Annotated in this window: 22 protein-coding genes; 14 read left to right on the top strand and 8 right to left on the bottom strand. The window is 74.8% G+C overall.

Annotation, left to right across the window (positions count from 1 at the left end):
• The first annotated feature begins 14 nt into the window (after positions 1–14).
• Both ACTMS9_RS18735 and ACTMS9_RS18730 read left to right on the top strand, forming a co-directional pair.
• Positions 15–566 (top strand): pyridoxamine 5'-phosphate oxidase family protein, encoded by a 552-nt coding sequence (locus ACTMS9_RS18735; protein WP_441165582.1) that lies wholly within the window; start codon positions 15–17, stop codon positions 564–566.
• A 188-nt stretch (positions 567–754) separates the two neighbouring features.
• On the top strand, positions 755–4,420 hold the full coding sequence (locus tag ACTMS9_RS18730; RefSeq protein WP_441165581.1) for a SpoIIE family protein phosphatase: 3,666 nt from the start codon (positions 755–757) through the stop codon (positions 4,418–4,420).
• A gap of 27 nt (positions 4,421–4,447) precedes the next feature.
• Here the strand turns inward: ACTMS9_RS18730 and ACTMS9_RS18725 are convergent, their stop codons facing one another.
• Complete coding sequence (locus ACTMS9_RS18725; RefSeq protein WP_441165580.1) at positions 4,448–4,762, bottom strand: STAS domain-containing protein; 315 nt, start codon at positions 4,760–4,762, stop codon at positions 4,448–4,450.
• A gap of 95 nt (positions 4,763–4,857) precedes the next feature.
• On the opposite strand from ACTMS9_RS18725, the gene map reads away from it, so the two are divergent.
• Positions 4,858–5,715, top strand: coding sequence for a type I methionyl aminopeptidase (gene map, locus ACTMS9_RS18720; RefSeq protein WP_088963427.1), 858 nt, complete (start codon positions 4,858–4,860; stop codon positions 5,713–5,715).
• Positions 5,712–6,428 carry a VIT1/CCC1 transporter family protein gene (locus tag ACTMS9_RS18715; protein ID WP_441144412.1) on the top strand — a complete coding sequence of 239 codons (717 nt, stop codon included), beginning with the start codon at positions 5,712–5,714 and terminating at the stop codon, positions 6,426–6,428. The genes map and ACTMS9_RS18715 overlap by 4 nt, the downstream gene beginning before the upstream one ends.
• Before the next feature lie 127 nt (positions 6,429–6,555).
• Here the strand turns inward: ACTMS9_RS18715 and ACTMS9_RS18710 are convergent, their stop codons facing one another.
• The 7 genes from ACTMS9_RS18710 to ACTMS9_RS18680 form a co-directional block, all read right to left on the bottom strand.
• On the bottom strand, positions 6,556–7,293 hold the full coding sequence (locus ACTMS9_RS18710; protein WP_280836501.1) for a nucleotidyltransferase domain-containing protein: 738 nt from the start codon (positions 7,291–7,293) through the stop codon (positions 6,556–6,558).
• 88 nt (positions 7,294–7,381) lie between these two features.
• Entirely contained in the window at positions 7,382–7,873 is a 492-nt protein-coding gene (locus ACTMS9_RS18705; RefSeq protein ID WP_441165579.1) for a nitroreductase family deazaflavin-dependent oxidoreductase, read from the bottom strand.
• Positions 7,874–7,915: 42 nt separating this feature from the next.
• Positions 7,916–10,660, bottom strand: coding sequence for an FtsX-like permease family protein (locus tag ACTMS9_RS18700; protein WP_441165578.1), 2,745 nt, complete (start codon positions 10,658–10,660; stop codon positions 7,916–7,918).
• Positions 10,657–11,391 (bottom strand): ABC transporter ATP-binding protein, encoded by a 735-nt coding sequence (locus ACTMS9_RS18695; RefSeq protein WP_441165577.1) that lies wholly within the window; start codon positions 11,389–11,391, stop codon positions 10,657–10,659. The genes ACTMS9_RS18700 and ACTMS9_RS18695 overlap by 4 nt, the downstream gene beginning before the upstream one ends.
• A 31-nt stretch (positions 11,392–11,422) precedes the next feature.
• Positions 11,423–12,007, bottom strand: a complete 585-nt coding sequence (locus tag ACTMS9_RS18690; protein WP_441144402.1) for a PadR family transcriptional regulator — start codon at positions 12,005–12,007, stop codon at positions 11,423–11,425.
• A gap of 58 nt (positions 12,008–12,065) precedes the next feature.
• Positions 12,066–12,515 (bottom strand): ferritin-like domain-containing protein, encoded by a 450-nt coding sequence (locus ACTMS9_RS18685; protein WP_441144400.1) that lies wholly within the window; start codon positions 12,513–12,515, stop codon positions 12,066–12,068.
• Positions 12,512–12,961 carry a hypothetical protein gene (locus ACTMS9_RS18680; RefSeq protein ID WP_441144398.1) on the bottom strand — a complete coding sequence of 150 codons (450 nt, stop codon included), beginning with the start codon at positions 12,959–12,961 and terminating at the stop codon, positions 12,512–12,514. Before ACTMS9_RS18680 ends, ACTMS9_RS18685 begins: the two co-directional genes overlap by 4 nt.
• A gap of 230 nt (positions 12,962–13,191) precedes the next feature.
• Here ACTMS9_RS18680 and rimP point away from each other — a divergent pair, with 230 nt between their 5' ends.
• From rimP to ACTMS9_RS18630, 10 genes are all read left to right on the top strand, one after another.
• On the top strand, positions 13,192–13,896 hold the full coding sequence (gene rimP / locus ACTMS9_RS18675) for a ribosome maturation factor RimP (protein WP_441144396.1): 705 nt from the start codon (positions 13,192–13,194) through the stop codon (positions 13,894–13,896).
• On the top strand, positions 13,893–14,936 hold the full coding sequence (gene nusA, locus ACTMS9_RS18670) for a transcription termination factor NusA (RefSeq protein WP_154942757.1): 1,044 nt from the start codon (positions 13,893–13,895) through the stop codon (positions 14,934–14,936). The genes rimP and nusA overlap by 4 nt, the downstream gene beginning before the upstream one ends.
• A 16-nt stretch (positions 14,937–14,952) precedes the next feature.
• On the top strand, positions 14,953–15,285 hold the full coding sequence (locus tag ACTMS9_RS18665; protein WP_088963420.1) for a YlxR family protein: 333 nt from the start codon (positions 14,953–14,955) through the stop codon (positions 15,283–15,285).
• Positions 15,286–15,378: 93 nt separating this feature from the next.
• Positions 15,379–18,378, top strand: coding sequence for a translation initiation factor IF-2 (infB, locus tag ACTMS9_RS18660; RefSeq protein ID WP_441144393.1), 3,000 nt, complete (start codon positions 15,379–15,381; stop codon positions 18,376–18,378).
• 88 nt (positions 18,379–18,466) lie between these two features.
• Positions 18,467–18,760 carry a DUF503 domain-containing protein gene (locus tag ACTMS9_RS18655; RefSeq protein WP_088963418.1) on the top strand — a complete coding sequence of 98 codons (294 nt, stop codon included), beginning with the start codon at positions 18,467–18,469 and terminating at the stop codon, positions 18,758–18,760.
• 142 nt (positions 18,761–18,902) lie between these two features.
• Positions 18,903–19,385, top strand: coding sequence for a 30S ribosome-binding factor RbfA (gene rbfA, locus ACTMS9_RS18650; RefSeq protein WP_441165576.1), 483 nt, complete (start codon positions 18,903–18,905; stop codon positions 19,383–19,385).
• Positions 19,386–19,411: 26 nt separating this feature from the next.
• Positions 19,412–20,443 carry a DHH family phosphoesterase gene (locus ACTMS9_RS18645; protein ID WP_154943140.1) on the top strand — a complete coding sequence of 344 codons (1,032 nt, stop codon included), beginning with the start codon at positions 19,412–19,414 and terminating at the stop codon, positions 20,441–20,443.
• Between the two features lie 63 nt (positions 20,444–20,506).
• Entirely contained in the window at positions 20,507–20,914 is a 408-nt protein-coding gene (locus ACTMS9_RS18640) for a hypothetical protein (protein ID WP_088963416.1), read from the top strand.
• Complete coding sequence (locus ACTMS9_RS18635) at positions 20,914–21,123, top strand: DUF6186 family protein (protein WP_179806287.1); 210 nt, start codon at positions 20,914–20,916, stop codon at positions 21,121–21,123. Before ACTMS9_RS18640 ends, ACTMS9_RS18635 begins: the two co-directional genes overlap by 1 nt.
• Positions 21,124–22,703: 1,580 nt before the next feature.
• Entirely contained in the window at positions 22,704–24,026 is a 1,323-nt protein-coding gene (locus tag ACTMS9_RS18630; protein WP_441144388.1) for an MATE family efflux transporter, read from the top strand.
• Positions 24,027–24,028 lie beyond the last annotated feature (2 nt).

Below are 24,028 nucleotides of genomic sequence, written 5' to 3'. Positions count from 1 at the left end.
CGAGGATGACCGGCATGGGGAAGGTGTATCCGGAGATCGGCGGACGGCTGCGGGAGTTCATCGAGGCGCAGCCGGTGTTCTTCGTGGCCTCCGCCCCGTCCGGGCCGGACGGGCACGTCAACGTCTCGCCCAAGGGGATGCGCGGCACCTTCCTCGTCGTCGACCCGCTGACCGTGGCCTGGCTGGACTACCACGGCAGCGGCGCGGAGACCCTGGCCCACCTGCGGGAGAACGGGCGGATCACCGTCATGTTCTGCGCCTTCACCGGCCCGCCCAAGATCGTCCGGTTGCACGGCCGGGGCGTCGTCACCCCGCTCACCGACCCGGGCTTCGCGGCCCTGCTCGCCGGCTTCCCGGACCCGCCCGACCCACACGCCGTCCGCAGCGTGGTGACGGTCGCCGTCGACCGGGTCAGCGACTCCTGCGGGTACGCGGTGCCGCTGATGGACTACCGCGGCGAACGCGACCTGTTGATCGAGTGGGGTTCCCGTCGCACGGACGAGGACCTGGCGGCCTACCGGAGCAGGAAGAACGCCGCCAGCATCGACGGCCTGCCGGTCTTCTGACCCGCCGCGCCGGCCGGACCGGCCCGCTCCGGGCGAGCGGTCCGCCGCCGGTGACGGCAGGATGAGACCCAGGCAACCAGCGTCCACCGGGACCGATGCGTTACGTTGCTGATCCGTCTGGGTAGAAGGCGGGGCACGGCCGGTGAACGCCGAGGCGTCGCGGGGCACGGCCGGAGCGGGAGGGGTGCATGAGCTCGGCCCAGGTGGGCGAGGGCGAGCGGAACTCGTCGGGTCGGTCCGGCGACGGCTCACTCCCTCCGCAGCTCGCCGAGGCGTTCGCGGCCGGTGGCGAGATGGGCCGGAGGCTGGCCGGGTACGACTGGTCCCGCACCCCCCTCGGCACCCCCGACACCTGGCCCGCGGCGCTGCGCCACGCGGTCAGCATGATGCTCGCCTCCCGCGCCCAGATCGCCATGTTCTGGGGTGCGGACCACCGGACCTTCTACAACGACGCCTACCTGCCCACCATCGGCACCAAGCACCCGGGCGTCATCGGCCAGCCGGCTCGCGAGCACTGGACCGAGACCTGGGACGTGCTCGGCCCGGTGCTGGACGGCGTGCTGCGCACCGGCGAGCCGTACCACGGTGAGGACCACCCCTTCGTCATCGACCGGCAGGGCTTCGTCGAGGAGGTCTACTTCGACGTCTCGTACGACCCGATCCGGGCCGCCGACGGGCGGGTCAACGGCGTCTTCTGCTTCGTGAACGAGACCACCGGCCGGGTGCTCGGCGAGCGTCGGCTCCGGGCGCTGGCCGAGCTGGGCTCCCGGCTCGGCGAGGCGCGCACCGTGGCGGAGGTGGGCCGGATCGCCGCCGAGGTGCTGGACGGGTACCGCGCAGACATCCCCTTCGCCCGACTCCGGCTCTACGACGACACCGGTCAGCTCGCGCTGGCCGGGTGCAGCGGCACCGGCCCCGGCAGCGTCCCGGCCGAGGCGTCGCCCGCGCTGCTCCGGGTCGCCGAGGAGGGCGTCGCCGCCGAGCTCGACGTGGCCGACCTGTTCGGCACGGTGCCGCCGGAGGCCGCCGACCGGGCCCTGGTACTGCCGCTGACCGCCACCAACGAGCCCGCCGGGGTGCTGGTCGTCGGCGTCTCCCGGCGGCTGTTCCTCGGCGACGAGTACCGCAACTTCTTCGACCTGGTCGCCGCGCAGATCTCCCGGGCCGTCGGGCAGCAGCGGGCGTACGCCCAGGAGCGGGCCCGTGCCGCCGAGCTGGCCGCGCTCGACCGGGCCAAGACCAACTTCTTCGCCAACGTCAGCCACGAGTTCCGCACCCCGCTGACCCTGGTCCTCGGGCCGCTGGAGGAGATGCTCGCCGATCCGGCGCTGCCCGCTGCGTACACCGACCGGCTGACGGTGATGCACCGCAACGCGCTGCGCCTGCTCAAGCTGGTCAACACGGTGCTCGACTTCTCCCGGCTGGAGTCCGGCCGGCTGGCCGCCCACTACCAGCCCACCGACCTGGCCGACTACACCTCCCGGCTGGTGAGCACCTTCCGCTCGGCCGCCGCGCGGGCCGGGCTGAGCCTGGTGGTCGACTGCCCGCCGCTGCCCGGGCCGGTCTTCGTCGACCGGGACATGTGGGAGAAGATCGTCCTCAACCTGGTGTCGAACGCGCTGAAGTTCACCTTCGACGGCGAGATCCGGGTGCGGGTCCGGGCGGTCGACGGCGTCGCCCGGCTGGAGGTCAGCGACACCGGCGTCGGCATCGTGCCCGAGGAGCTGCCGCACGTCTTCGAGCGCTTCCACCGGGTGCCCGGCGTGCGCTCGCGCACCCACGAGGGCACCGGGATCGGCCTGGCGCTGGTCCGCGAGCTGGTCGAGATGCACGGCGGCCGGGCGGTGGCGAGCAGCCGGGTGGACGAGGGCAGCACCTTCACCGTGACGGTCCCGTTCGGCTCCGCGCACCTGCCCGCCGACCGGGTCGCCAGCGGCGCGCCGGCCCCGCTGGCCGAGCCGCAGCAGGCCCGGCTCTACGTCGCGGAGACCGCGATCTGGGGCGACGGCGGCGACGCACACCCGCCGAAGCCGGACGACCGGGCGGTGACCGCCGGCACCGGCCGGATCCTGCTCGCCGACGACAACGCCGACCTGCGCGAACACGTCACCCGACTGCTCCGCCCGTCGTACGACGTGGTGGCGGTGCCCGACGGCCTGGCAGCGCTCGAACAGGCGATCCAGGGCTCCTTCGACCTGGTGCTGACCGACGTGATGATGCCCCGGCTGGACGGCTTCGGCCTGGTCACGGCGCTGCGGGCGAACCCACGGACCCGGCACGTGCCGATCGTGCTGCTCTCCGCCCGGGCCGGCTCCGCCGAGGCGGTCGCCGGTCTCTCCGTCGGCGCAGACGACTACCTGACCAAGCCCTTCTCCGGGCAGGAGCTGATCGCCCGGGTCCGGGCCAACGTCGAGCTGGGCCAGCTGCGCGGCGAGATCATCCGCCGGCTCCGGGCGCTGGCCGACGCGGCGGTGGCGGTCAACACGGCCCGGTCCACCGCCGAGGTGGTGCAGGTCGCCGCCCGGCACGCGCTCAGCCTCGCCGAGGCGGCCCGGGTGCTCGTCACCACCGCCGGCGCCCGCCACGAGGTCGACGCCGGCGGGACCGTCCCGGCCGAGCCGTCGCACGTACTGCCGCTGACCGGTACCGCCGGCGCGCAGCTCGGCGAGCTGCGGGTGTGGCACCGCGAGGGCAACGGCACCGAGCAGGCCGCGCTCGCCGAACTGGCCCGCCTGGTCGGGGTACGCCTGGAGAACGCCCAGCTCTACGAAGCGGAGCACCGCATCGCCACCACCCTCCAGCACAGCCTGCTGCCCCGGACACTGCCCCAGCTGCCCGGCGCGGTGGTGGCCAGCCGCTACCTGCCCGGCAGTGCCGATGTGGAGGTCGGCGGCGACTGGTACGACGTGATCGGGGTCGCCGACGACGAGGTCGTGCTGGTCATCGGCGACGTGGTCGGCAAGGGCGTCCAGGCCGCCGCCGCGATGGGCCAGCTGCGCAACGGGCTGCGGGCGTACCTGCTGGAGGGCTACGACCCGGGGGAGTCGCTGACCCGGCTGAACCGGCTGGTCGGCTCGACCGAGCGCCAGTCCTTCGCCACCGTCCTGTGCCTCTGGTTCTCCCCGCGCACCGGCCGGCTGCGGTACGCCAGCGCCGGGCATCCGTCCCCCCTGCTGATCCGAGGAGACGACGTGGCGTTCCTGCACGAGGCGGCGCTCGGCCCGCCCATCGGCGCCATCGCCGGCACCACGTACCGCACCGTCGAGGGCGAACTGGCCCCCGGCGGCCGGCTGCTGCTCTACACCGACGGGCTGGTCGAGGACCGGCAGGTGGGCATCGACGAGGCGTTGGCCCAGCTCCGCCGGGACGCCGCGGTCCGGGGCGAGCACGTCGCCGACCTGGTCGACGCCGTGGTGGAGCGGGTCGCCGAGCGGACCCGGCACGACGACGTCGCGGTGCTGGCGCTGGAGGCCGTCGGGCTCAACCGGTTCGCGCTGCGGCTGCCGGCCGACCCGACCCGACTCAGCGTGCTGCGCAAGCGGCTGGAGGACTTCCTGGTCGCCCACCGGGTCGGCGAGACCGACCTGTTCGACCTGACCGTGGCGGTCTCCGAGGCCGCCGCGAACGCGATCGAGCACCCGGTGGCGCCCACCGACCCGACGATCAGCGTCGAGGTGACCATCGCCGACCGGACGGTGGTGGCGACGGTGCGCGACAGCGGCCAGTGGCGCGAGTCGACCGGGGCGGGCTTCCGCGGCCGGGGGCTGGCACTGATCCAGGCGCTGGGCGAGCTGACGGTCAGCCGGGGCGCGGACGGGACGGAAGTGCGACTGACCCGGCGGCTGCGGGACTGAGGCCCGCCCCCGGGCACCCGGCGCCGGTCAGTCCCGGCGCAGCCAGTCCTGCTCGCCGAGGCCGGCGATCTCCAGCACCCGGGCGACCTGCCGGGACGGCAGCACGGCCAGCCGGCCGGGAACGCGCTGGGCGAGCCGGACGACGGCGTGGATGGCGGCCGAGTCGAAGAACGTCACGGCCCGCAGGTCCAGCGTGACCCGCGCGGCGGGCTCGCGCAGGGCGGCCTGGAACATCGTGTCGGCGGTCGCCATGTCGACCTCGCCGGTCACCACGACGTGGAGGTGGTCTCCGTCGAGCTCCGCGCTCACGGAGAAGACGGGAGGCGCTCCTCCTTGATCCACGCAGCCACAATGGCACAGCCGTATGCGCACGGCAACAACCCTCGCGGCCCGGCCGTGGCGGGGGTCACCGCAGGGCTCGGCGATAGGCTGTCGCCATGACCGTCCGTGCGCCGCTGACCCCAGGCACGCTCTCCCCGTGGCGAGCGGTTCCTGGCCACATCGTCCGTCCGGAGTACGTGGGCAAGAAGCGTCCGCAGGAGTGGCGTGGCTCGCACGTGCAGACCCCGGAGACCATCGAGAAGATGCGGGTCGCCGGTCGGCTCGCCGCCCAGGCGACCCAGCTCGCCGGCGAGCACTGCAAGCCGGGGGTGACCACCGACGAGATCGACCGGGTGGTGCACGAGTTCCTCGTCGACCACGGCGCCTACCCGTCGACCCTGGGCTACAAGGGCTTTCCGAAGTCCTGCTGCACCAGCCTCAACGAGGTGATCTGCCACGGCATCCCCGACTCGACCGTGCTCCAGGACGGCGACATCATCAACGTCGACGTCACGGCGTACCTGGACGGGGTGCACGGCGACACCGACGCGACGTTCTGCGTCGGGGAGGTCGGCGAGGAGGCCCGGCTGCTGGTCGAGCGCACCCACGAGGCGATGATGCGCGGCATCAAGGCGGTCAAGCCCGGCCGCCAGATCAACGTGATCGGCCGGGTCATCGAGTCGTACGCCAAGCGGTTCGGCTACGGCGTGGTGCGGGACTTCACCGGTCACGGCATCGGCGAGGCCTTCCACAGCGGCCTCTACGTGCCGCACTACGACAGCCCGCGCCCGACCGACATCATGGAACCGGGGATGACGTTCACCGTCGAGCCGATGATCACCCTCGGCACCTACCAGTACGACATGTGGGACGACGGCTGGACGGTGGTCACCAAGGACCGCAGATGGACGGCCCAGTTCGAGCACACCATCGTCGTCACCGACGACGGTTACGAGATCCTGACCCTGCCGTGACCGAGACCCCGGCCGCGTTGCGCGAGGCGCACCACGCGGACGTGTCCGGCGGCTGGCTGCGCCCGGCCGTCTTCGGCGCGATGGACGGGCTGGTCACCAACATCGCCCTGATCGCGGGCGTCGGCGGCGGTGGCGTCTCCCCGCGCAGCATCGTGCTCACCGGCACCGCCGGCCTGGTCGCCGGCGCCATCTCGATGGGGCTGGGGGAGTACACCAGCGTCCGCTCGGCCAACGAGCAGGTCGCCGCCGAGGTGGCCAAGGAACGGCGCGAGCTGGAGCGGCACCCCGAGGCGGAGGCCCGCGAGCTGGCCGACGCGTGGGTCGCCCGGGGCCTGCCCCGCGACCTCGCCACCCAGGTCGCCGAGGCGGTCCGGCGCAACCCGGAGGAGGCGCTGCGGATGCACGTCCGGGAGGAGCTGGGCGTCGACCCCGACGAGCAGCCCAGCCCCTGGTCGGCGGCGACCTCGTCGTTCCTCTGCTTCTCGGTCGGGGCGCTGGTGCCGCTGCTGACCTACCTGCTCGGTTTCACCAGCCTCTGGCTGGCGCTCGGCGTCGGCGCGGTGGGGCTCTTCGTGGCCGGGGCGATCGTCGCCCGATTCACCAACCGCCCCTGGTGGACCAGCGGCCTGCGCCAACTCCTGCTCGGCACCGCCGCCGCCGCGGCCACCTACCTCGTCGGCGCCCTCATCGGCATCCAGGGCGGCCTCAACTAACCCCCTCCCGGCGCCCCTCCCGGGGGCCCCTCCCAGCGCGCACTTTCCGAGAAAGAGTGGCTATTCCGCGTCGGATAGCCACTCTTTCCGTGAAAGAGGTGGCACGGCGACATGGGGGGTGGGGTGGTTAGGTGGTGAGGAGGTCGTCGACGGTGCCGTCGACGGGGCGGCCGCGGGCGGCCAGTTCGTCGGCCTGCCGGCGCAGCACCGCGCCCACCTCGGTCATGTCGGCGCCCGCCAGGCCGGTACGCCGGACCGCGTCGCCGGGATCGCGGAAGTAGGTGCGGGTGAGCAGCCCGGTCACCGTCGCCGCCGCCAGCCGCGCCTCGCCGAGCATCAGCAGCGCCTGGTCGGTCTCGTACCACTCGGCGAGCCGGGCCGCCCGGGCGTGCGCCGCGCAGCCCCGGTACCAGGCCTGCCGGGCGGCGGTGCTGAACTCCGCCGGGCGGGCCCGGGCCAACCGGCCCAGGTGCTCGTCGCGCAGGGTGCGCAGCCAGCCGGTCGGGTCGTACAGGGCGGTGGTGGTGACGTACCGGTCGGCGGTCAACGGCCAGAGCGCGGTCAGCGCCCGGGCCTGCCGCAGGTACTCCTCCGCGCCGGCCACGGTGAGGTCGACCAGCACGCCGTCCACCCGCCGGGTCGACGGCTCCGGGCCGACCCCGGCCCGGTAGGTGGCCAGCAGCAGGCCGACCTCCCGGTCCCCGCCGCCGTCGTCGTCGCCGTGCGCCAGCGGGCCGTGCACCGCCACCGCCAGGATGTCCGCCGGGAACCGCCGCCGGGCCGCCTCGGCCACCCGTTCGGCGACCCGCCACCGTGGATCGTCGAGGTGCTCCTCGGCGCCGATCTCGGTGCTGCTGACGCCCACCGGGTACCACCTCCGTCACGGTTCGCGCACCGTCGGTACACCGCACCCTAGCCAGCGGCGGTCGTCGTGTCGGGCCGCCGCGCCCGGGTCAGGCCGGCGCGTCGCCGACCGGTCCGCCGGTCGGCACCAGCCGGAAGATCCGGATCTCCCGGCCGCCGGCCCGCTCGACGTACGTCCGGTACGCCGGCCACTCGGTGACCAGCAGCCGCCACAGCCGGTCCCGCTCGGCGCCGGTGGCCACCTCGGCGCGGACCGCGACCCGGCGTCCCTTCACGTCCACCTCGGCGTTCGGGTCGGCGAGCAGGTTCATCGCCCAGCCCGGCTGGTGCTGCTGCCCCCAGTTCGACCCGATCACCACGTACGCGTCGCCGTCCGGCACGTACAGCAGGGGGTTGCTGCGGGGCTTGCCGGAACGGCGGCCGGTGGTGGTGATGACCAGCGAGGGGATCAGCCCGAGGGCGACCACCCGGCCGCGGGTGAGCCGCCCGACCACCCGGTCGGCGGGGACGAGCAGGCGCATGGTCGCGCCGAACCACGCGTGGTGACCGAGTCGGCGTGTGAGGGTTCCCAGGACGGACACGCCGCCAGTCTGCCGGCTCGGCGGACCCGACGACACCCCCGGCTAGTCCAGCCGCCGCTCCACCGCCAGCCGGGACCGGGTGAACAGGCCCGCGCCGAGCATCGCCACCAGCGGCACCACCACCAGCACCCCGAGGGTCGGCCAGGGCACCACCACGGGGTACGGCGTCTCCATCGGCCAGGCCTCGGCGTACTGGCGGTTGACCGAGGTCAGGATGATCACCGCCGAGCCGAGGCCGGCCACGATGCCCAGCACCGAGCCGAGGCCGGCGATCACTCCGGCCTGGCAGAGGGAGAGCACCCGGCGTACCCCCGGACTGGCGCCGACGGCGGCGAGCGTGGACAGGTCCCGGCGGCCCTCCGCCGCGGCGAGCCCGGTGGCCGTGCCGGCCGCGCCCAGGGTGATCACGCCGGCGCCCAGCGCCAGCAGGAGCAGCAGCGGGCGCTGGTCCGACGCCGGCGGCCCCGACTCCACCTCGACCAGCACCGGGACCAGCGACCGCAGCTCGGCGGCGAGACGCCGCTGCTGGGCGGCGCTCGGCGTGCCGTCGGTCTGCACCGCGTAGCCGAGGTGTTCGGCGGCCAGGCCGAGCCTCGTCGCCGTCGGGGCGGAGAGGACCAGCCGGTCGACCGGCAGGCCACCGCGCAGCACGTACCCGGGGACGGCGACGGTGGTGCTCGCCGGCGGACCGGAACCTGGGTACGCCCGGTCGGCCGTCACCGCCACCGTCCCGTCCACCAGGTACCGCGGGTCGGTCACCACCACTCCGCCGGCCCGCAGCACGGCTGTCGCCCGCGCCACCTCGTCCGGCGGGGCGTCGGTGAGCGCCGGCAGGGCGGCCCCGTCGTCCACCAGCACCGGCAGGTACATCCCCTGCGGATCGGCCGTCGGCCGCCGGCAGCGCGGGTCCGCCAGGGCGCGCTGCCGGGCGGCGGCCGACCGCAACACCTCCGCCTCGAACGGGCAGACCTGCTCGGGCGGCAGCATCGCGGTGACCGTGCAGTAGTCGTCGGGCTCGCGGGGCGCCGCGCAGATCGGCACGTCGACCGGGCCGACCGAGCCGGCGGGGAGCACCGCCCGCACCCGGTCGGCGACGGCGGGCACCGGCGGCAGGACCCCCCCGTTCTCCGACGCGGACCGCAGCAGCAGCACGTGACCGGGCGGGAGGCCGGGCTGCCAGTCGGCGCGGGTGCGGGCGTCGTCGCTGGCGACGTAGACCCCGAGGGCGACGCTGCCGGCGACCGCGGCCATCACCGCGGAGATGGCCGGGCCCGCGGAGGAGCGGTTGCGGCTGGCGTCGCGCAGGGCGATCCGCGGCGCCAGCGGCAGCGCCCGGCCGGCCCGGGCGAGCAGCCCGATCAGCGTGGGAGTGGCGAAGACCAGCCCCAGCTCGCCGAGGGTCAGCCCGGCGAGGATCACCGTCGGCCCGCTGCGTTGCGCCCCGAACGCGGCGATCCCGGACCCGACGACGGTCAGCGCCGCGCCGAGCACGAGCCAGCGGCGGCGGTGCGGCGGAACGGTGCGCCGTCCGGCCAGGCCCGCCACCACGTCCTGCCGGGCCGCGGCCCAGGCCGGGGCGAGCGCGGCCAGCACCCCGGCCAGCACGGCCACCGCCGCGATCAGGGCCAGCGCCGCCGGGAAGACCCGGTAGCCGCCGGCGCGGGCACCGAAGAGGTACTGCTCGACCAGCGGTCGACCGGCGAACGCGGCGGCGATGCCGAGCGCGAGCCCGAGCGCCGCCCCGCCGGCACCCAGCACCACCCCGTCGGCGAGCACGATCCGGCGCAGGTGGGCCGCGTCGCCGCCGGCCACCGCCACCAGGGCGAGGTCCCGGCGTCGCCGGCGGACGCCGACCGCGAAGGCCGGCCCGACCATCAGTACGACCTCCAGCAGGCCGAGCCCGCCGACCAGCACCAGCGTGCCGGTCTCCTCGGCGTCGCCCGGGACCGGCGTACGGGTGACGTCGGCCTCGACGACCGCCGCGCCGGGGACCGGGGTCCGCGAGCTGATCGCGAACCCGTGCGCGTTGAGCCGGTCGGTCAGCGTCGCGTCCACCGGTCCCGGCAGGTCGACCAGCCAGCTCTCCTCTGCGGCGCTCTCCGGCGGGGGCGCCGCCCCCGGGTGCAGCGCGACCACCTCGGTCAGGTCGTCGGGGAACTCCACCACGCCGACCACGGCGTGGCTCCGGGAGCCGTCGGCCAGGGTCACCCGCTCGCCCACCTCGGCTCCGAGGCGGCGCAACGCCCGGGCGCTGACCGCGATCTCGTCGGGGCCGGTGGGCGTCCGGCCGGCGCGCAGCCGGGCCGTCGACCGGGCGAGCGGGTCGGCCAGGTCGAGCGACCGGCCATGGAAAGCCACGAGGTCGTCGTCGACGCGTACCTCGAACGGCACCCACCAGCGCACCCGGGCGACCCGGCTGCCGGCCGGCAGCAGCGCGACGACCTCCTCGGCGGTGACCCGGCGGCTGCGCGACGGGTCGTCCCCGATCGGGTAGGCGTTGTCGCCCCACGGGTCCTGCGTCACCGCGGTGTCGGCGATCCAGCGCAGCTCGGCGTCGGCGTCGCCGAGCCGCTGCGCGGCGCGTTCGCCGCGGGTGAGCGCGGCCATGTCGTAGCTGACCGCGACGAAGGTCAGCGCCAGCACCGGCAGCGTGATCATCGCCAGCACCAGCGCGGTACGCCCGCGCGCCCGGCGCGCCTCCCGGCGGGCGATCCGCAGCGCGGCCCGCCACGACCCGACCGCCCCGGCGACGCGCCCGTTGCCGCGCCGCACCGGCGACCGCCTCACCGACCGCTGCCGGAGAGCAGTTGCTCGACGCCGCCCAGCGGCGCGGTGGAGTCGACCATCACTCCGTCGCGCAGGAAGACCACCCGGTCGGCCCAGCCGGCGTGCCGGGCCTCGTGGGTGACCAGCACGCCGGCCGCTCCCGCGTCGACCCGGCGGCGCAGCAGGGCCAGCACCGCCTCCCCGGTCTGCGAGTCCAGCGCCCCGGTGGGCTCGTCGGCCAGCACCAGCCGGCGCTCGCCCACCAGTGCGCGGGCGATCGCCACCCGCTGCTGCTGGCCGCCGGACAGCTGGTCGGGGAAGCGCCCGCCGAGCCCGGTCAGCCCCACCTCGTCCAGCGCGGCCAGCGCCGCCCGGCGCGCGGGCCGGACGCCGACGCCGTCGAGTTCGAGGGGAAGCGCCACGTTCTCCGCGGCGGTGAGGCTGCCGAGCAGGTTGAGGTCCTGGAAGACGTAACCGATCCGGCGGCGGCGCAGCCGGGCCAGCTCGCGGCGGTTGAGCGCGCCCAGGGACTGGCCCTCGACCCGCACCTCACCGGCGGTGGGTCTGTCCAGCCCGCCGGCCAGGGTCAGCAGGGTCGACTTGCCGGAGCCGGAGGGGCCCATCACGGCGACCAGCTCGCCCGGTTCGACGGTGAGGCTCACCCCGCGCAGCGCGTGCACGGCGGCCGCGCCCCCGCCGTGGGTGCGGTGCACCTCCCGCAGCTCGAGCACCGGGCCGCCGGCCGCGCTCACCGCACGCCCGCCCGCTCGTGGTCGCCGTCGGTCACCGGTGGGCCTCCTCGTCGGCGTGCCACACCGCGCCGGGCCGCTCGGCCGGGCTCGTGGGCGGGGCCGGGCGGTACCGGACCAGGCTCGTCTCGCAGTGGTCCAGCCAGCGGATCTCCGCCTCGGCCTGGAACACCATCGCGTCCAGCACCAGCCGCCAGGGCAGGTCCTCCGGCCGGTCGCTGGCGAACTTCAACCGGGTCAACTCCTGCAGCGTGCGCATGGTCGCGCTGCGCTGGGTCTGCACCACGGACCGGACGTCGACGCCGGGGGTGGTCAGCGCCAGGGCCAGCTTGATGGAAAGTTCGTCCCGGGGCCGGTCGGCGCGGCTGATCGGGGTGGCGAACCAGAGCGCCAGGTCCGCCCGCCCGGCGTCGGTGATCTCGTACGGCCGCTGCCCGCCCTCGTGCTCGGGCAGCGAACGGACCAGGCCGTCGCGTTCCAGCCGGTTGAGGGTGGTGTAGACCTGCCCGATGTTCAGCGGCCAGGTCGAGCCGGTCGACTCCTCGAACGCGGCGCGCAGCTGGTAGCCGTACATCTGGCCACGCTCGAGCAGGGCGAGCAGGCCGTGACGGATGGACATGGCAACGGAGTATGCATACCTGGTATGCGCTCCGCAACCGGAGCGCGGGTCGGCACGCTCAGGTGGGCCGGCCGGGGAACGCCACGGTGACCGGCGACACCCCGGCGGTCCGCCGCCACCGGGTGGCGCGCACGGCGCAGTCGGTCAGCGCGTTCAACGCCCGGGTGCGGTCCGCGCCGGTGGTCACCGGCAGCGCCGCGCGCCAGAACGCCGCCGTCCGCTCCTCGATCTCCACCGCCAGCCGCAGCGCGGCGGCCCGGTCGGTGACTCCGAACGGCAGCGCGTAGCCGGCCCGGTCCGCCGGGACCTGGCCACCCCCGGCGCTGAGCTGGAGCACCAGCGCGTCGCGCCGGGCCCGGTGCGCCGCCTCGGCCGACCGGGCGTCGCGGCGGGCGGCGTCGGTGAGCCGTACCCCGATCGGGCCGTACGCGAAGATCGCCGCGTACTCGGCGGCCAGCGCGTCCGCCAGCGCCTGGGCCGGGTCGGTGGGTGCCTGTCGTCGGGTCACCGCAGCACCTCCACGTGGGTGGCCCGGGCGGCGGCGATCGAGCCGAGCACGGCGGCCCGCTCCGCCGGGGCCGCCCCGCACGCCTTCGCGGCCGACTCCCGGCCGCGCTTTTCCGCCGCTCGCAGCTCGGCGAGCAGTCCGTCCCGCTCCGTCCCCGGCGGGGTGGCGCCGGCGGCAGGGGAGCCGGCGGGCGCGGGGCGCCCGATCAGCCGCTGGATCTCCTCGGCGTGTGCGGCGTGCGCGTCGGCGATCGGGGTGAGCCGGTCGGCCAGCGTCGGATCGGCCGCGACGGCGGCCCGGTGCCGGGCGGCCAGCTCGCGTGACTCGGCGGCCAGCGGCTCCAGCGGGTCGGGCGGCGGGGGCGGTTCGTTCCGGTCGAAAAGATCACAGCCAGTCAGCGGCAGGGTCACGCCGCCGGCCGTCAGGAGTGCCCCCGCGCGCAGCACCGCCCGCCGGGTTTGCCCCGGTCCACCGCGCTGCGTAGTCGTTCTTCCCGTCGCCACCGGTCAAGTCAACACCATCTCCGCCGTCAGGTGGGCGACCGGCGTCGGTGCGCCGCCCGGCCCGGCACCCGCCCGGCGCGTTACGCTCTGCGCAGCCACCGGCGCGTTCGCCCCGGTGGCGTGTGGGCATGCGGGCCACCGGGCCGCCGCACAACAGGAGAAGGGTGCGCCAGATGACGCAGCGTGGCCGTGCCACCAGGCCGACGGGCCCGACGGGGCGACCCCGTCGTACCGACGGCCCCCGGGGCGGGGACCGTGCGGGCGCACCCCGGGGCGGTGACCTCGCCGCCCGGCGCAACCGGCTGCGCGAGGTGATCGAGCCCGTCGTGCAGGGTGCCGGGTACGACCTGGAGGACCTGTCGGTGTCCCGGGCCGGCCGGCGGCACGTCGTACGCGTGATCGTGGACGCCGACGGCGGAATCAACCTGGACGGCGTCGCGGACGTCTCCCGGGCGGTCTCGGCGGCGCTGGACGCGGCCGAGGAGGCCGGCGGCGACCTCGTGGCGGGCGAGTACCAGCTGGAGGTCAGCTCACCCGGCGTGGACCGGCCGCTCACCCTGCCCCGGCACTGGCGGCGCAACGTGGGCCGGCTGGTCAAGGTGACCACCCGGGCCGGCGCGGGCCTGCCCGGGCCGCGCGGCGAGCAGCCCGCCGGGGACCGTCAGGTCACCGGCCGGGTGGTGGCGGCGGACGACGAGCGCGTGGTGCTGGAGACCGATTCCGGCCGCGCCGAGCACCCGTACGCCGAGCTCGGCCCCGGCCGGGTGCAGGTCGAGTTCACCCGCCTCGACGAGATCGACGAGGCCGGCGACGACACCGACATTGACGACATTGACGACATCGACGACGAAGATGATGTGGAGGACGAGGAGAGGTGAACATCGACCTCGCGGCGCTGCGCGCACTCGAGCGCGAGCGGGAGATCCCGTTCGACACGATCCTCGCGGCGATCGAGACCGCGCTGCTGACCGCCTACCGGCACACCGACGGGGCCGAACCGCACGCCCGGGTGGAGATCGACCGCAAGACCGGGGCCGCCCTGGTCTACGCCCAGGAGGTCGACTCCGACGGCACCGTGGTGCGGGAGTGGGACGACACCCCGCACGACTTCGGGCGGATCGCCGCCATGACCGCCAAGCAGGTGATCCTCCAGCGGCTGCGGGAGGCCACCGACGAGGTGCACTTCGGCGAGTACGTCGGCCGCGAGGGTGACCTGGTCACCGGGGTGGTGCAGGCGCACGAGGCGCGGGTCGAGAAGGGCATCGTCAGCGTCGACCTGGGCAAGCTGGAGGGCGTCCTGCCGCAGTCCGAGCAGGTGCCCGGCGAGCGGTACGTCCACGGCGAGCGGATCCGCTGCGTCGTGGTGCACGTGGCCAAGGGGATGCGCGGCCCGCAGATCACCCTCTCCCGCTCGCACCCCGCGCTGGTCAAGAAGCTCTTCGCGCTGGAGGTGCCGGAGATCGCCGACGGCACGGTGGAGATCGGCGCGATCGCGCGTGAGGCAGGTCACCGGACGAAGATCGCGGTGCGCTCCACCACGCAGGGCGTGAACGCCAAGGGCGCCTGCATCGGCCCGATGGGCCAGCGGGTCCGCGCGGTGATGAGCGAGCTGCACGGTGAGAAGATCGACATCATCGACTGGTCGGACGACCCGGCGACCTTCGTCGGCAACGCGTTGTCGCCGGCCAAGGCCCTGCGCGTCGAGGTGGTCGACCTGGCCAGCCGGACGGCCCGGGTCACCGTGCCGGACTTCCAGCTCTCGCTGGCGATCGGACGCGAGGGGCAGAACGCCCGGCTTGCCGCCCGACTGACCGGTTGGCGGATCGACATCCGGTCGGACGCGGAGCAGACCAGCCCGGCGGGACGGGGCGGGGCTGATCACGTGCCGGAGCCGGGCGGCGCGATCTCGAGCAGCTAGGGGTAGACTTCCTCCAGTGGTACGACGCGCGCAGCCGGAGCGCACCTGTGTGGGTTGCCGGAGACGTGCGCCGGCCAGCGAATTGCTGCGGATCGTCGCGGTCGGCGACGAGGCTGGTCACAGCCTCCGGCCCGATCCGGCCCGCAGGCTGCCGGGTCGGGGAGCGCACATGCACCCGGATCCGGCCTGCTTCGCGCAGGCGGTGCGGCGGCGCGCCTTCGGGCGTGCGCTGCGCATCACCGGGGTCCTCGACCACGGCGAGCTGGCGGAGCACGTCGATGCGCCAACCACTACGTCCGGTCAACCCGATCGGGCGAGGGTCGCTAGCAGGGTAGGACGACCGACATGAGCACACGATGAAGTCCCTGAAATGACCAGGCTTCAAGTGCACGAGTGAGGTTGTTGCGGGTACTGCCCGCACGACCTCGGAGTGAGGAGTGCAGTGGCAGGTAAGGCCCGCGTACACGAGCTGGCAAAAGAGCTCGGGGTCGAAAGCAAGACCGTTCTCGCCAAGCTGAAGGAAATGGGCGAGTTCGTGAAGTCCGCGTCCAGCACCGTCGAGGCGCCCGTCGCCCGACGGCTGCGTGGCGCATTCGTCGCGTCCGCCGGAGGTGCCTCGGCGCAGGCCGCCCCGCCGGCGGCCGCACCGACTCCGGCCTCGACCCCGACGCCGTCCCCGGCCCCGGGCGCCCCCCGGGTGTCGGCCAAGCCGATGCCGCCCCGGCGGCCGGCCGCGCCGACCCCTGGGCCGAAGCCCAAGGGCCCCGTTCCCGGTCCGCCGCAGCCGGCGGCCCCGGTCGCCAAGCCGGCGAGCGCCCACGACATCGAGGTGGCGGCCGCCGAGGCGCGTGCCGCCGCGCTGAAGGCTGAGCAGGAGGCCGCGGTCAAGGCCGCGCAGGCCGCCCGCCAGCAGCAGCGCGAGAACGTCCGACGGGAGCCCCCGACCGAGGGTGGTCCCCGTCCGGGTCCCCGCCCGGGTCCCAACGCCGTGCCGCCGCGTCCGGGTACCCCGGCCGCCGGTCGTCCCGGCGCGCCGGCCCCGGGTCCGGGTGCCCGTCCGGGCGGTCGTCCGCCGGCGCGCGGCGCCGGTAACAACCCGTTCGGTATCCAGGGCGGCCAGCAGCGGCCGCCGGCCGCCGGTGGCCCCCGGCCCAGCCCGGCGGGCATGCCGCCGCGGCCGAGCCCGGCCTCCATGCCGCCGCGGCCCAGCCCGGCCTCCATGCCGAGCCAGCGTCCGACCACCGGTCGCCCCGGCGGTCCCGGTGGCGGTCGTGGCGGCCCCGGTGGCGGCGCAGGTCGTCCCGGCGGCGGCGCTGGCGGTGGCTTCCGCCCCGGTGGCGGTGGCGGTGGCGCTGGCGGTGGCTTCCGTGGCGGTCCCGGTGGCGGCGGCGGTGGCGGTGGCTTCCGTGGCGGTCCCGGTGGCGGCGGCGGTGCTCCGGGCGGCGGTTTCCGTCCGGGTGCCCCGGCCGGCGGCGGTGGTCGTCCCGGTGGCGGCGGTCGTGGCCGTGGCGGCGGTGCCGCGGGTGCCTTCGGGCGTCCGGGTGGCCGGCCGACCCGCGGTCGCAAGTCCAAGAAGCAGCGCAGACAGGAGTTCGACAACCTGTCGGCCCCGACCATGAGCTCGGGTGCCCCCCGGGGTCAGGGTCAGGTCGTCCGGCTCTCCCGTGGCGCCTCGCTGTCGGACTTCGCCGACAAGATCAACGCCAACCCGGGTTCGCTGGTCCAGGAGATGTTCAACCTGGGCGAGATGGTCACGGCGACCCAGTCCTGCTCTGACGAGACCCTGCTGCTGCTGGGTGAGCACCTCGGCTTCGACGTGCAGATCGTCAGCCCGGAGGACGAGGACCGCGAGCTGCTCGCGCAGTTCAACATCGACCTCGACGCCGAGGTCGCGGAGGAGCGGCTGGTCAGCCGGGCGCCGGTGGTGACCGTCATGGGTCACGTCGACCACGGTAAGACCAAGCTGCTCGACGCGATCCGCAAGGCGAACGTCGTGGCCGGTGAGGCGGGTGGCATCACCCAGCACATCGGTGCCTACCAGGTCCACGTCCCGCACGAGGGCGAGGACCGGGCGGTGACCTTCATCGACACCCCGGGTCACGAGGCGTTCACCGCCATGCGTGCCCGTGGTGCCCAGGTGACGGACATCGTGGTGCTGGTGGTCGCGGCCGACGACGGCGTGATGCCGCAGACGATCGAGGCGTTGAACCACGCCAAGGCGGCCGACGTGCCGATCGTGGTGGCGGTCAACAAGGTCGACAAGCCCGAGGCCAACCCGGACAAGGTCCGCCAGCAGCTGACCGAGTACGGGCTGGTCGCCGAGGAGTACGGCGGCGACACCATGTTCGTCAACGTGGCCGCCAAGCCGGGTATCGGCATCGACGCCCTGCTCGAGGCGGTCCTGCTGACCGCCGACGCGTCGCTGGAGCTGACCGCTCCGATCGACGGGCCGGCGCAGGGTGTGGCCATCGAGGCGCACCTGGACAAGGGTCGCGGTGCGGTGGCGACGGTGCTGGTGCAGAAGGGCACCCTGCGGGCGGGCGACTCCATCGTCGCCGGCGGGGCGCACGGCCGGGTTCGGGCGATGCTCGACGAGAACGGCAACCAGGTCGCCGAGGCAGGACCGGCCCGTCCGGTGCTCGTCCTCGGTCTGACCGCGGTGCCGGGCGCCGGCGACACCTTCCTGGCGGCGGCCGACGACCGTACGGTTCGGCAGATCGCCGAGCAGCGGCAGGCACGGCGGCGGGCGGCGTCCTTCGCCAACTCCCGCGGTCGGGCCACCCTCGAGACGCTCATGGAGCAGCTCAAGGAGGGCGAGAAGACCTCGCTCAACCTGGTGCTCAAGGGCGACGTCTCCGGTTCGGTGGAGGCCCTCGAGGACGCGCTGTTCAACCTCGACATCCCGGAGGAGGTCCAGCTCAGGATCATCCACCGGGGCGTGGGTGCGATCACCGAGAGCGACGTCATGCTCGCGAGCGCCTCGTCCGAGGCGGTCACGATCATCGGCTTCAACGTGCGGGCCGCCAACAAGGTCCGCGAGATCGCCGACCGCGAGGGCGTGGAGATCCGGTACTACACGGTCATCTACCAGGCCATCGAGGAGATCGACGCCGCGCTCAAGGGTCTGCTCAAGCCGGAGTACGAGGAGGTCGAGCTGGGCAGCGCGGAGATTCGCGACGTCTTCCGCTCGTCCAAGATCGGCAACATCTCCGGTTGTATCGTCCGGTCCGGCATCATCCGCCGCAACGCCAAGGCGCGGCTGCTGCGGGACGGGGCGGTCGTGGCGGACAACCTCACGATCAGCTCCCTCAAGCGGTTCAAGGACGACGCGACGGAGGTCCGCGAGGGCTTCGAGTGTGGTCTGACGCTGGCCGGTTTCAACAACGTCCAGGTCGGCGACATCATCGAGACCTTCGAGATGCGGGAGAAGCCGCGCGCCTGATCCGGTGCTGACACAGTGATCAAGGGGTTTACGCCGTCCGGCGTAAACCCCTTGATCATGTCCGGGGATGTCCGTATCGTCCGGAGCGATGTACACGGGAACCGCGGTCTTCGACCTGCTGCTGCCGGGCGACTCACGGTCGCTCAAGGCCAAGAGATCATATGTACGCCCCATCGTGGCGGCGCTGCGCCGATTCGAGGTGTCGGCCGCCGAGGTGGGCGCGTTGGACCTGCACGGCCGGGCCGAGATCGGCGTGGCCGTGGTGGCCGCCGAGGCGGCCCACGTGCGCGAGGTGCTCGACTCCTGTGAGCGCCTGGTGGCCGGGCGCCCCGAGGCCGAACTGCTGTCGGTGCGCCGCCGGTTGCACGGCGAGGACGACTGACGCCGGGGTGGCCGTCGCCACCGGCGGTGCCGCGCGACCGGCCCGGCCGCGCGGGTAGTGTTCGACATGTTGGGCGGTCGGTCCCGGCGGTGCCCTGCGCCGTCGTGCCGGCCGGGAGCAGAACGCCCTGGAGGTGGGGGACATGACGGATCCGGCCAAGGTACGCCGGCACGCGGAGCGCATTCGCGAACTGGTCGCGTCGGTGGTGCGGAGCCAGATCAAGGACCCCCGGCTCGGGATGATCACCATCACCGACGCCCGGATCACCGCCGACCTGCGCGACGCCACCGTCTTCTACACCGTGCTCGGTGACGCGGCCGCCCAGGCCAGCACCGCCGCCGCCCTGGAGAGCGCCAAGGGCATGCTGCGCAGCACCGTCGGCAAGGCGCTCGGGCTGCGCCACTCGCCGACCCTGACCTTCGTCCTCGACGACGTGCAGGACCAGGTCAAGCACATCGACGACCTGCTCGCCGCCGCCCGCCAGTCCGACGCCGAGGTGCAGCGGCTGGCGGCCCAGGCCAAGTACGCGGGCGAGGCCCAGCCGTACCGGCTCGACGAGGACGAGGACGCCGAGGGCGGCCGGAACGACGACGAGGGCACCCCGTCGGCCACGGATCGGCGGTGAGCGGCACCCCGGGCGCGGCCGGCGATCTGCTCACCGGGCCGGCCCGCACCGGCCCGGACGAGTCCGACTGGGCCGCCGCCGTCGCGGCGGTACGCCGACTGCCGGCCGACGCCCGGGTGCTGCTGATCTGTCACGTCAACCCGGACGGCGACGCGCTGGGCAGCATGCTCGGCTTCGGGCTCGGGCTGCGCCGGCTCGGCGTACGGCACCTCCAGGCGACCTTCCCCGGGCCGCCCGAGGTGCCCGAACCGTTCCGCTGGCTGCCGGGGCTCGACCTGCTGGTGCCGTCGACCGGGGCGTACCCGGATCCGGACCTGGTGGTCTGCTTCGACGCGGCGAGCGAGTCCCGGCTGGGTGAGCTGGTCGACCGCCTCGACACCGCCGGCGACGCGCTGGTCCTCGACCACCACGCCTCCAACACCCGGTTCGGCCGGGTGCACCTGGTCGATCCGGCGGCCGCGGCCACCTCGGTCGTCGTCGACGAGCTGCTCACCCGGCTCGACGTGCCGCTGGACGCGGAGATCGCCCAGTGTCTCTACGTCGCGTTGACCACCGACACCGGGTCGTTCCGGTTCGAGGCCACCACCCCCGCCGTGCACCAGTTCGCGGCCCGGCTGCTGGCCACCGGCATCCGCCCGGGGGACATCTCCCGCCAGGTCTTCGACACCCGGCCGTTCGGCGCTGTCCGGCTCTTCGGCGAGGTGCTGGGCCGGGCCCGCCTGGAGCCGTCGGCCGCCGCCGGCCACGGACTGGTCTGGACGTACGCGACCCAGGACGACCTGGCCCGGCACGACCAGCGCCCGTACGTGCTGGAGGCGCTGATCGACTCCGTGCGGTGCACCGCCGAGGCCGACGTGGCCTGCGTGCTCAAGCAGGTCGGCCCGGCCGAGTGGGCCGTGTCGATGCGCAGCAAGGGCGCGGTGGACGTGAGCGCCGTGGCGGTGGCGCTGGGCGGCGGCGGCCACCGGTTCGCCGCCGGGTTCACCGGGGCGGGCAGCGCCGAGGACGTGGTGCGCTCCATCCGGGCCGAGCTGGACGGCGCGCTGATCGCCCGCTGATCTCCGCGCGCCCCGAAGTGTGTTGGTCTTCCCGCGCTGTGTGAGCGCGGGGAGAATCGGAGGATGGAGCAGCCCCCCGAGCTCACCGTCGACCTGCCGCGCGCCTGGGACCGTCCGGTGGTCACGGTGCCGGTGCTGGCCTGCCTCTCCCTGGTCGGTGGGCAGCTGCCGTCCTTCTCGACACAGGCCAACCTGTGGACCCTGGGCACCGGCGGCGCGCTGATCTGGCTCGGCCTGGGTAACCGGGTGCCCCGCCGGCCGGCGCCGCACCGGCTCGGGCGGGGCGCGCTCTGGTGGGTGCTGCCGGCAGCCGTCTTCGGCGTCCTCGAGGCCGCCACCTTCGTGCTGTCGGTCGGCAACGAGTTCCCCACCTTCTCCCGGCTCGCGGACCCGCTGCTCACCGACGAACTGGTCCGCTCCGCCGCGTGGTTCGGCTGGCTGGCCGCGTTCTGGGGGCTGGTCCGGCGATGATGCGCACCCTGGCCGTCACCGGCTTCCTGACCGCCCTGCTGCTCTTCGCCGCCGTCGAGTGGGCCTCCCGCCGCCCGGGCTCCCGGGTGCCGTCGCTCGGCGACGTCTGCGCGTACGTGATGCGGTACGAGGTCGGGCCGGTTCCGGTGGGCCGGATCGGCGTGTTCGGCTTCTGGTGGTGGCTGGGTTGGCACTTCCTGGCCCGGTGAGCGCCCCGGCTGCGATCTCGTCCGAATGGCGGGAACTGTGGGCAGCATGTGGAACTGAACGTTAACTTGGGAAACGACCGGGCGCCGCGCCGCGACGCAGGTCGTGGGCGGTGGTGCCACACCCGGTGCCGCCTCCCTCCAGGGTCAGACCGACCCGGGCTCACGCTGCCAGGCGAGCCGCTCCGGTGATCCCGGACCGCCGCCGGGCGCTCAGCAGAACCGCCCGTAGGGCCGCCGTCCCCGGTGGTCCGCACCCTGGAAGGGAACTCCCATGCCGACCAAGCCCAAGCCCGAGACCACCGACGAGGCGCGCGAGCAGATGCGGCGCGCCCTGCAGACCTCGATGGACACCCGTCAGTGACGCAGCCCGACCGGCGGTGACGCCGCCGACGTCCCGCGTCGCCGACGTCGCCGCCCCTCGGCCCTGTTCTCCGGCCCGGCGCCGCCACCTGGCCCCCTTGCCGGTACCGCCCCGCCAGCCCCCTGTCGGATCCGCCCGGCGCCTGGCCCGCCTGCCCGGCTCGTCCTGTCGAGTCCCACCCGGTGCCTGGCCAGCCGTACCCAACTCGCCCACTCGGCCCCGCCCGGTCCTGCCGGACCCGCCCGACCCTGTCGGAGTCACCGGGCTGGATCCCCGCCGCCGACGCGGCCTTCCGCGCCCAGGTCGCCGCGCTCGCCGCCGGTGACCGCTGGGTGATGGACGGCAACTCGGTGCCACCCCTCGATCTCCCTCTGCCCCGCGCCGACCTGCTGGTGCTGGTCGACCTGCCCTGGCCGCTCTGCCTCGCCCGGGTCGTCCGCCGCCGCTGGGACCGCCGCGCCGCCGACCGCCCCGACCTGCCCGCCGGCTGCCCCGAGCGGCTCGACCTGCTTCCGGCGCTATCCCGGCCGCTCCCGGCCCCGGGTGTTCGCCGCGGTCGCCGCCCACGCACCGGAACTGCCGGTCGTCCGGCTGCGCAGCCGCCGCCAGGTCCGCCGCTGGCTCGACACCCTCCCCTCCCGCTGAGCCACCCCGTGCCCTTCCGCCCGTCCGCCGGTGCGTCGGCTCCGGTCCGTTGATCCACACGGAATGCGGCGTGTCGCGGTGTTCTTGAGCGGTGACACCGCGACATGCCGCATCTGGAGTGGATCAATCGGCCATGTCCGGGGCTGAAATCGACGACCGCCGTCGGTCGACGGACCCCCGTCGGTCGACGGCCGGCGGACCCGGCGGACCCGGCGGCTCGATTCCGGGGCGTGATCGACACGGAATGCGGCGTGTCGCGGTCTCCCGGAGCGGGGACACCGCGACACGCCGCATCTGGAGTGGATCACTCGGCCGTGTCCAGGGGCCGAAGCCGAGGGACCGCCGCCGGTCGGCGCGGTCGGCCTGCTGGTCGCGAGCCCACTCGATCTCCGTGGCGTCCAGCCCGCCGGGTCTGTCCTCCCCGCGATGCCCACCGGCTGAGCCGCCGGGTCAGTCGAGCCGCACCGTGTCCGGGCGAGCCGCCAGCCCGGAGACGAGCGACCCGAAGCCGCCGTAGGCGTAAGCGATGAATGGTCTTGCGATCCTTACCTCTCCCGTGCCAGGATCGGCGGCGATGAGTCAGACCGCCACCGCCACCGCGATCGCGCCGCCGCGCCGGATCGCCGCCCTCGCCCTGCCCGCGCTGGTGGTGCTCGCCGCCGAACCGCTCTACGTGCTGGTCGACACGGCCGTGGTGGGGCACCTCGGCCGGGTGCCGCTCGCCGCGCTGGCCGTCGGCGGCACCGTGATGACCCTCACCGCCTGGCTGGGCACCGTGCTCGCGTACGGGATCACCGGACGGGCGGCCCGGCGGTTCGGTTCCGGCGACCGGGCGGCGGCGGTGGCCGAGGGCGTGCAGGCGTCCTGGCTCGCCCTCGGGGTGGGCGTGCTCGTCGCGCTCGTCATGCAGGTCGGCGGCGGGGCGCTGGCGCGTACCCTCGCCGGGGGTGGTGACGACGTGGCCGGCGCGGCCGCGCAGTGGCTGCGGATCGCGGCGCTCGGCGCGCCTGGGCTGCTCCTCGCCGCCGCCGGCAACGGCTGGTTGCGCGGCATCCAGGACACCCGCCGCCCGCTGGTCTTCGTGCTCGCGCCCAATCTGCTCTCCGCGCTGCTCTGCCCGCTGCTGGTGTACCCGGCCGGGCTCGGGCTGGCCGGCTCGGCGGTGGCCAACGCCGTCGCCCAGACCGTCTCCGGCGCGCTCTTCGCCGCGGCGCTGGTCCGCGAGCGGGTCTCCCTGCGTCCCCGGCCCCGGCTGATCCGGCAGCAGCTGGCGCTCAGCCGCGACCTGCTGGTCCGGGGCGTCGCGTTCCAGGCCAGCTTCCTCTCCGCCACCGCGGTCGCCGCACGGTTCGGCGCCGCCGCCGTCGGCGCCCACCAGATCGCCCTGCAACTGTGGTTCTTCACCGCGCTGGTGCTCGACGCCCTCGCCATCGCGGCCCAGGCGCTGATCGGCGCCGCGCTCGGGGCCGGCGACGCCGCCGGGGCGCGGGCCCTCGCCCGCCGGTTCGCGCTGCTCGGCGGCGTCGCCGGCATCGGCTTCGCGGTGCTGATCGCCGCCGGGGCCGGCGTGGTGCCGTCCTGGTTCAGCTCCGATCCGCAGGTACGCGAGCAGGCCATGGTGGCCTGGCCCTGGTTCGTGGCAATGCAGCCGCTGGCCGGCGTGGTGTTCGCCCTCGACGGCGTGCTCATCGGCGCCGGGGACGTGCGCTACCTGCGCAACCTGACCATCGTCGCGGCGCTCGGCGGCTTCCTGCCGGCGATCTGGCTCGCCCACGGGCTCGACCTGGGGCTCGGCGGGATCTGGGCCGGGCTGACCCTGTTCATCGTGATCCGGCTGGTCGCGCTGCTGCTGCGGCTGCGCACGGGCGGGTGGGCGGTGACCGGCGCGGTCCGCTGACC

The sequence above is a fragment of the Micromonospora sp. L31 genome (assembly GCF_052068075.1).
In the GTDB taxonomy this organism is placed as follows: Bacteria; Actinomycetota; Actinomycetes; order Mycobacteriales; family Micromonosporaceae; genus Micromonospora; species Micromonospora purpureochromogenes.
The sequence above is the reverse complement of the archived record's forward strand: the minus strand, read 5'-3'. Positions and strand labels throughout refer to the sequence as shown.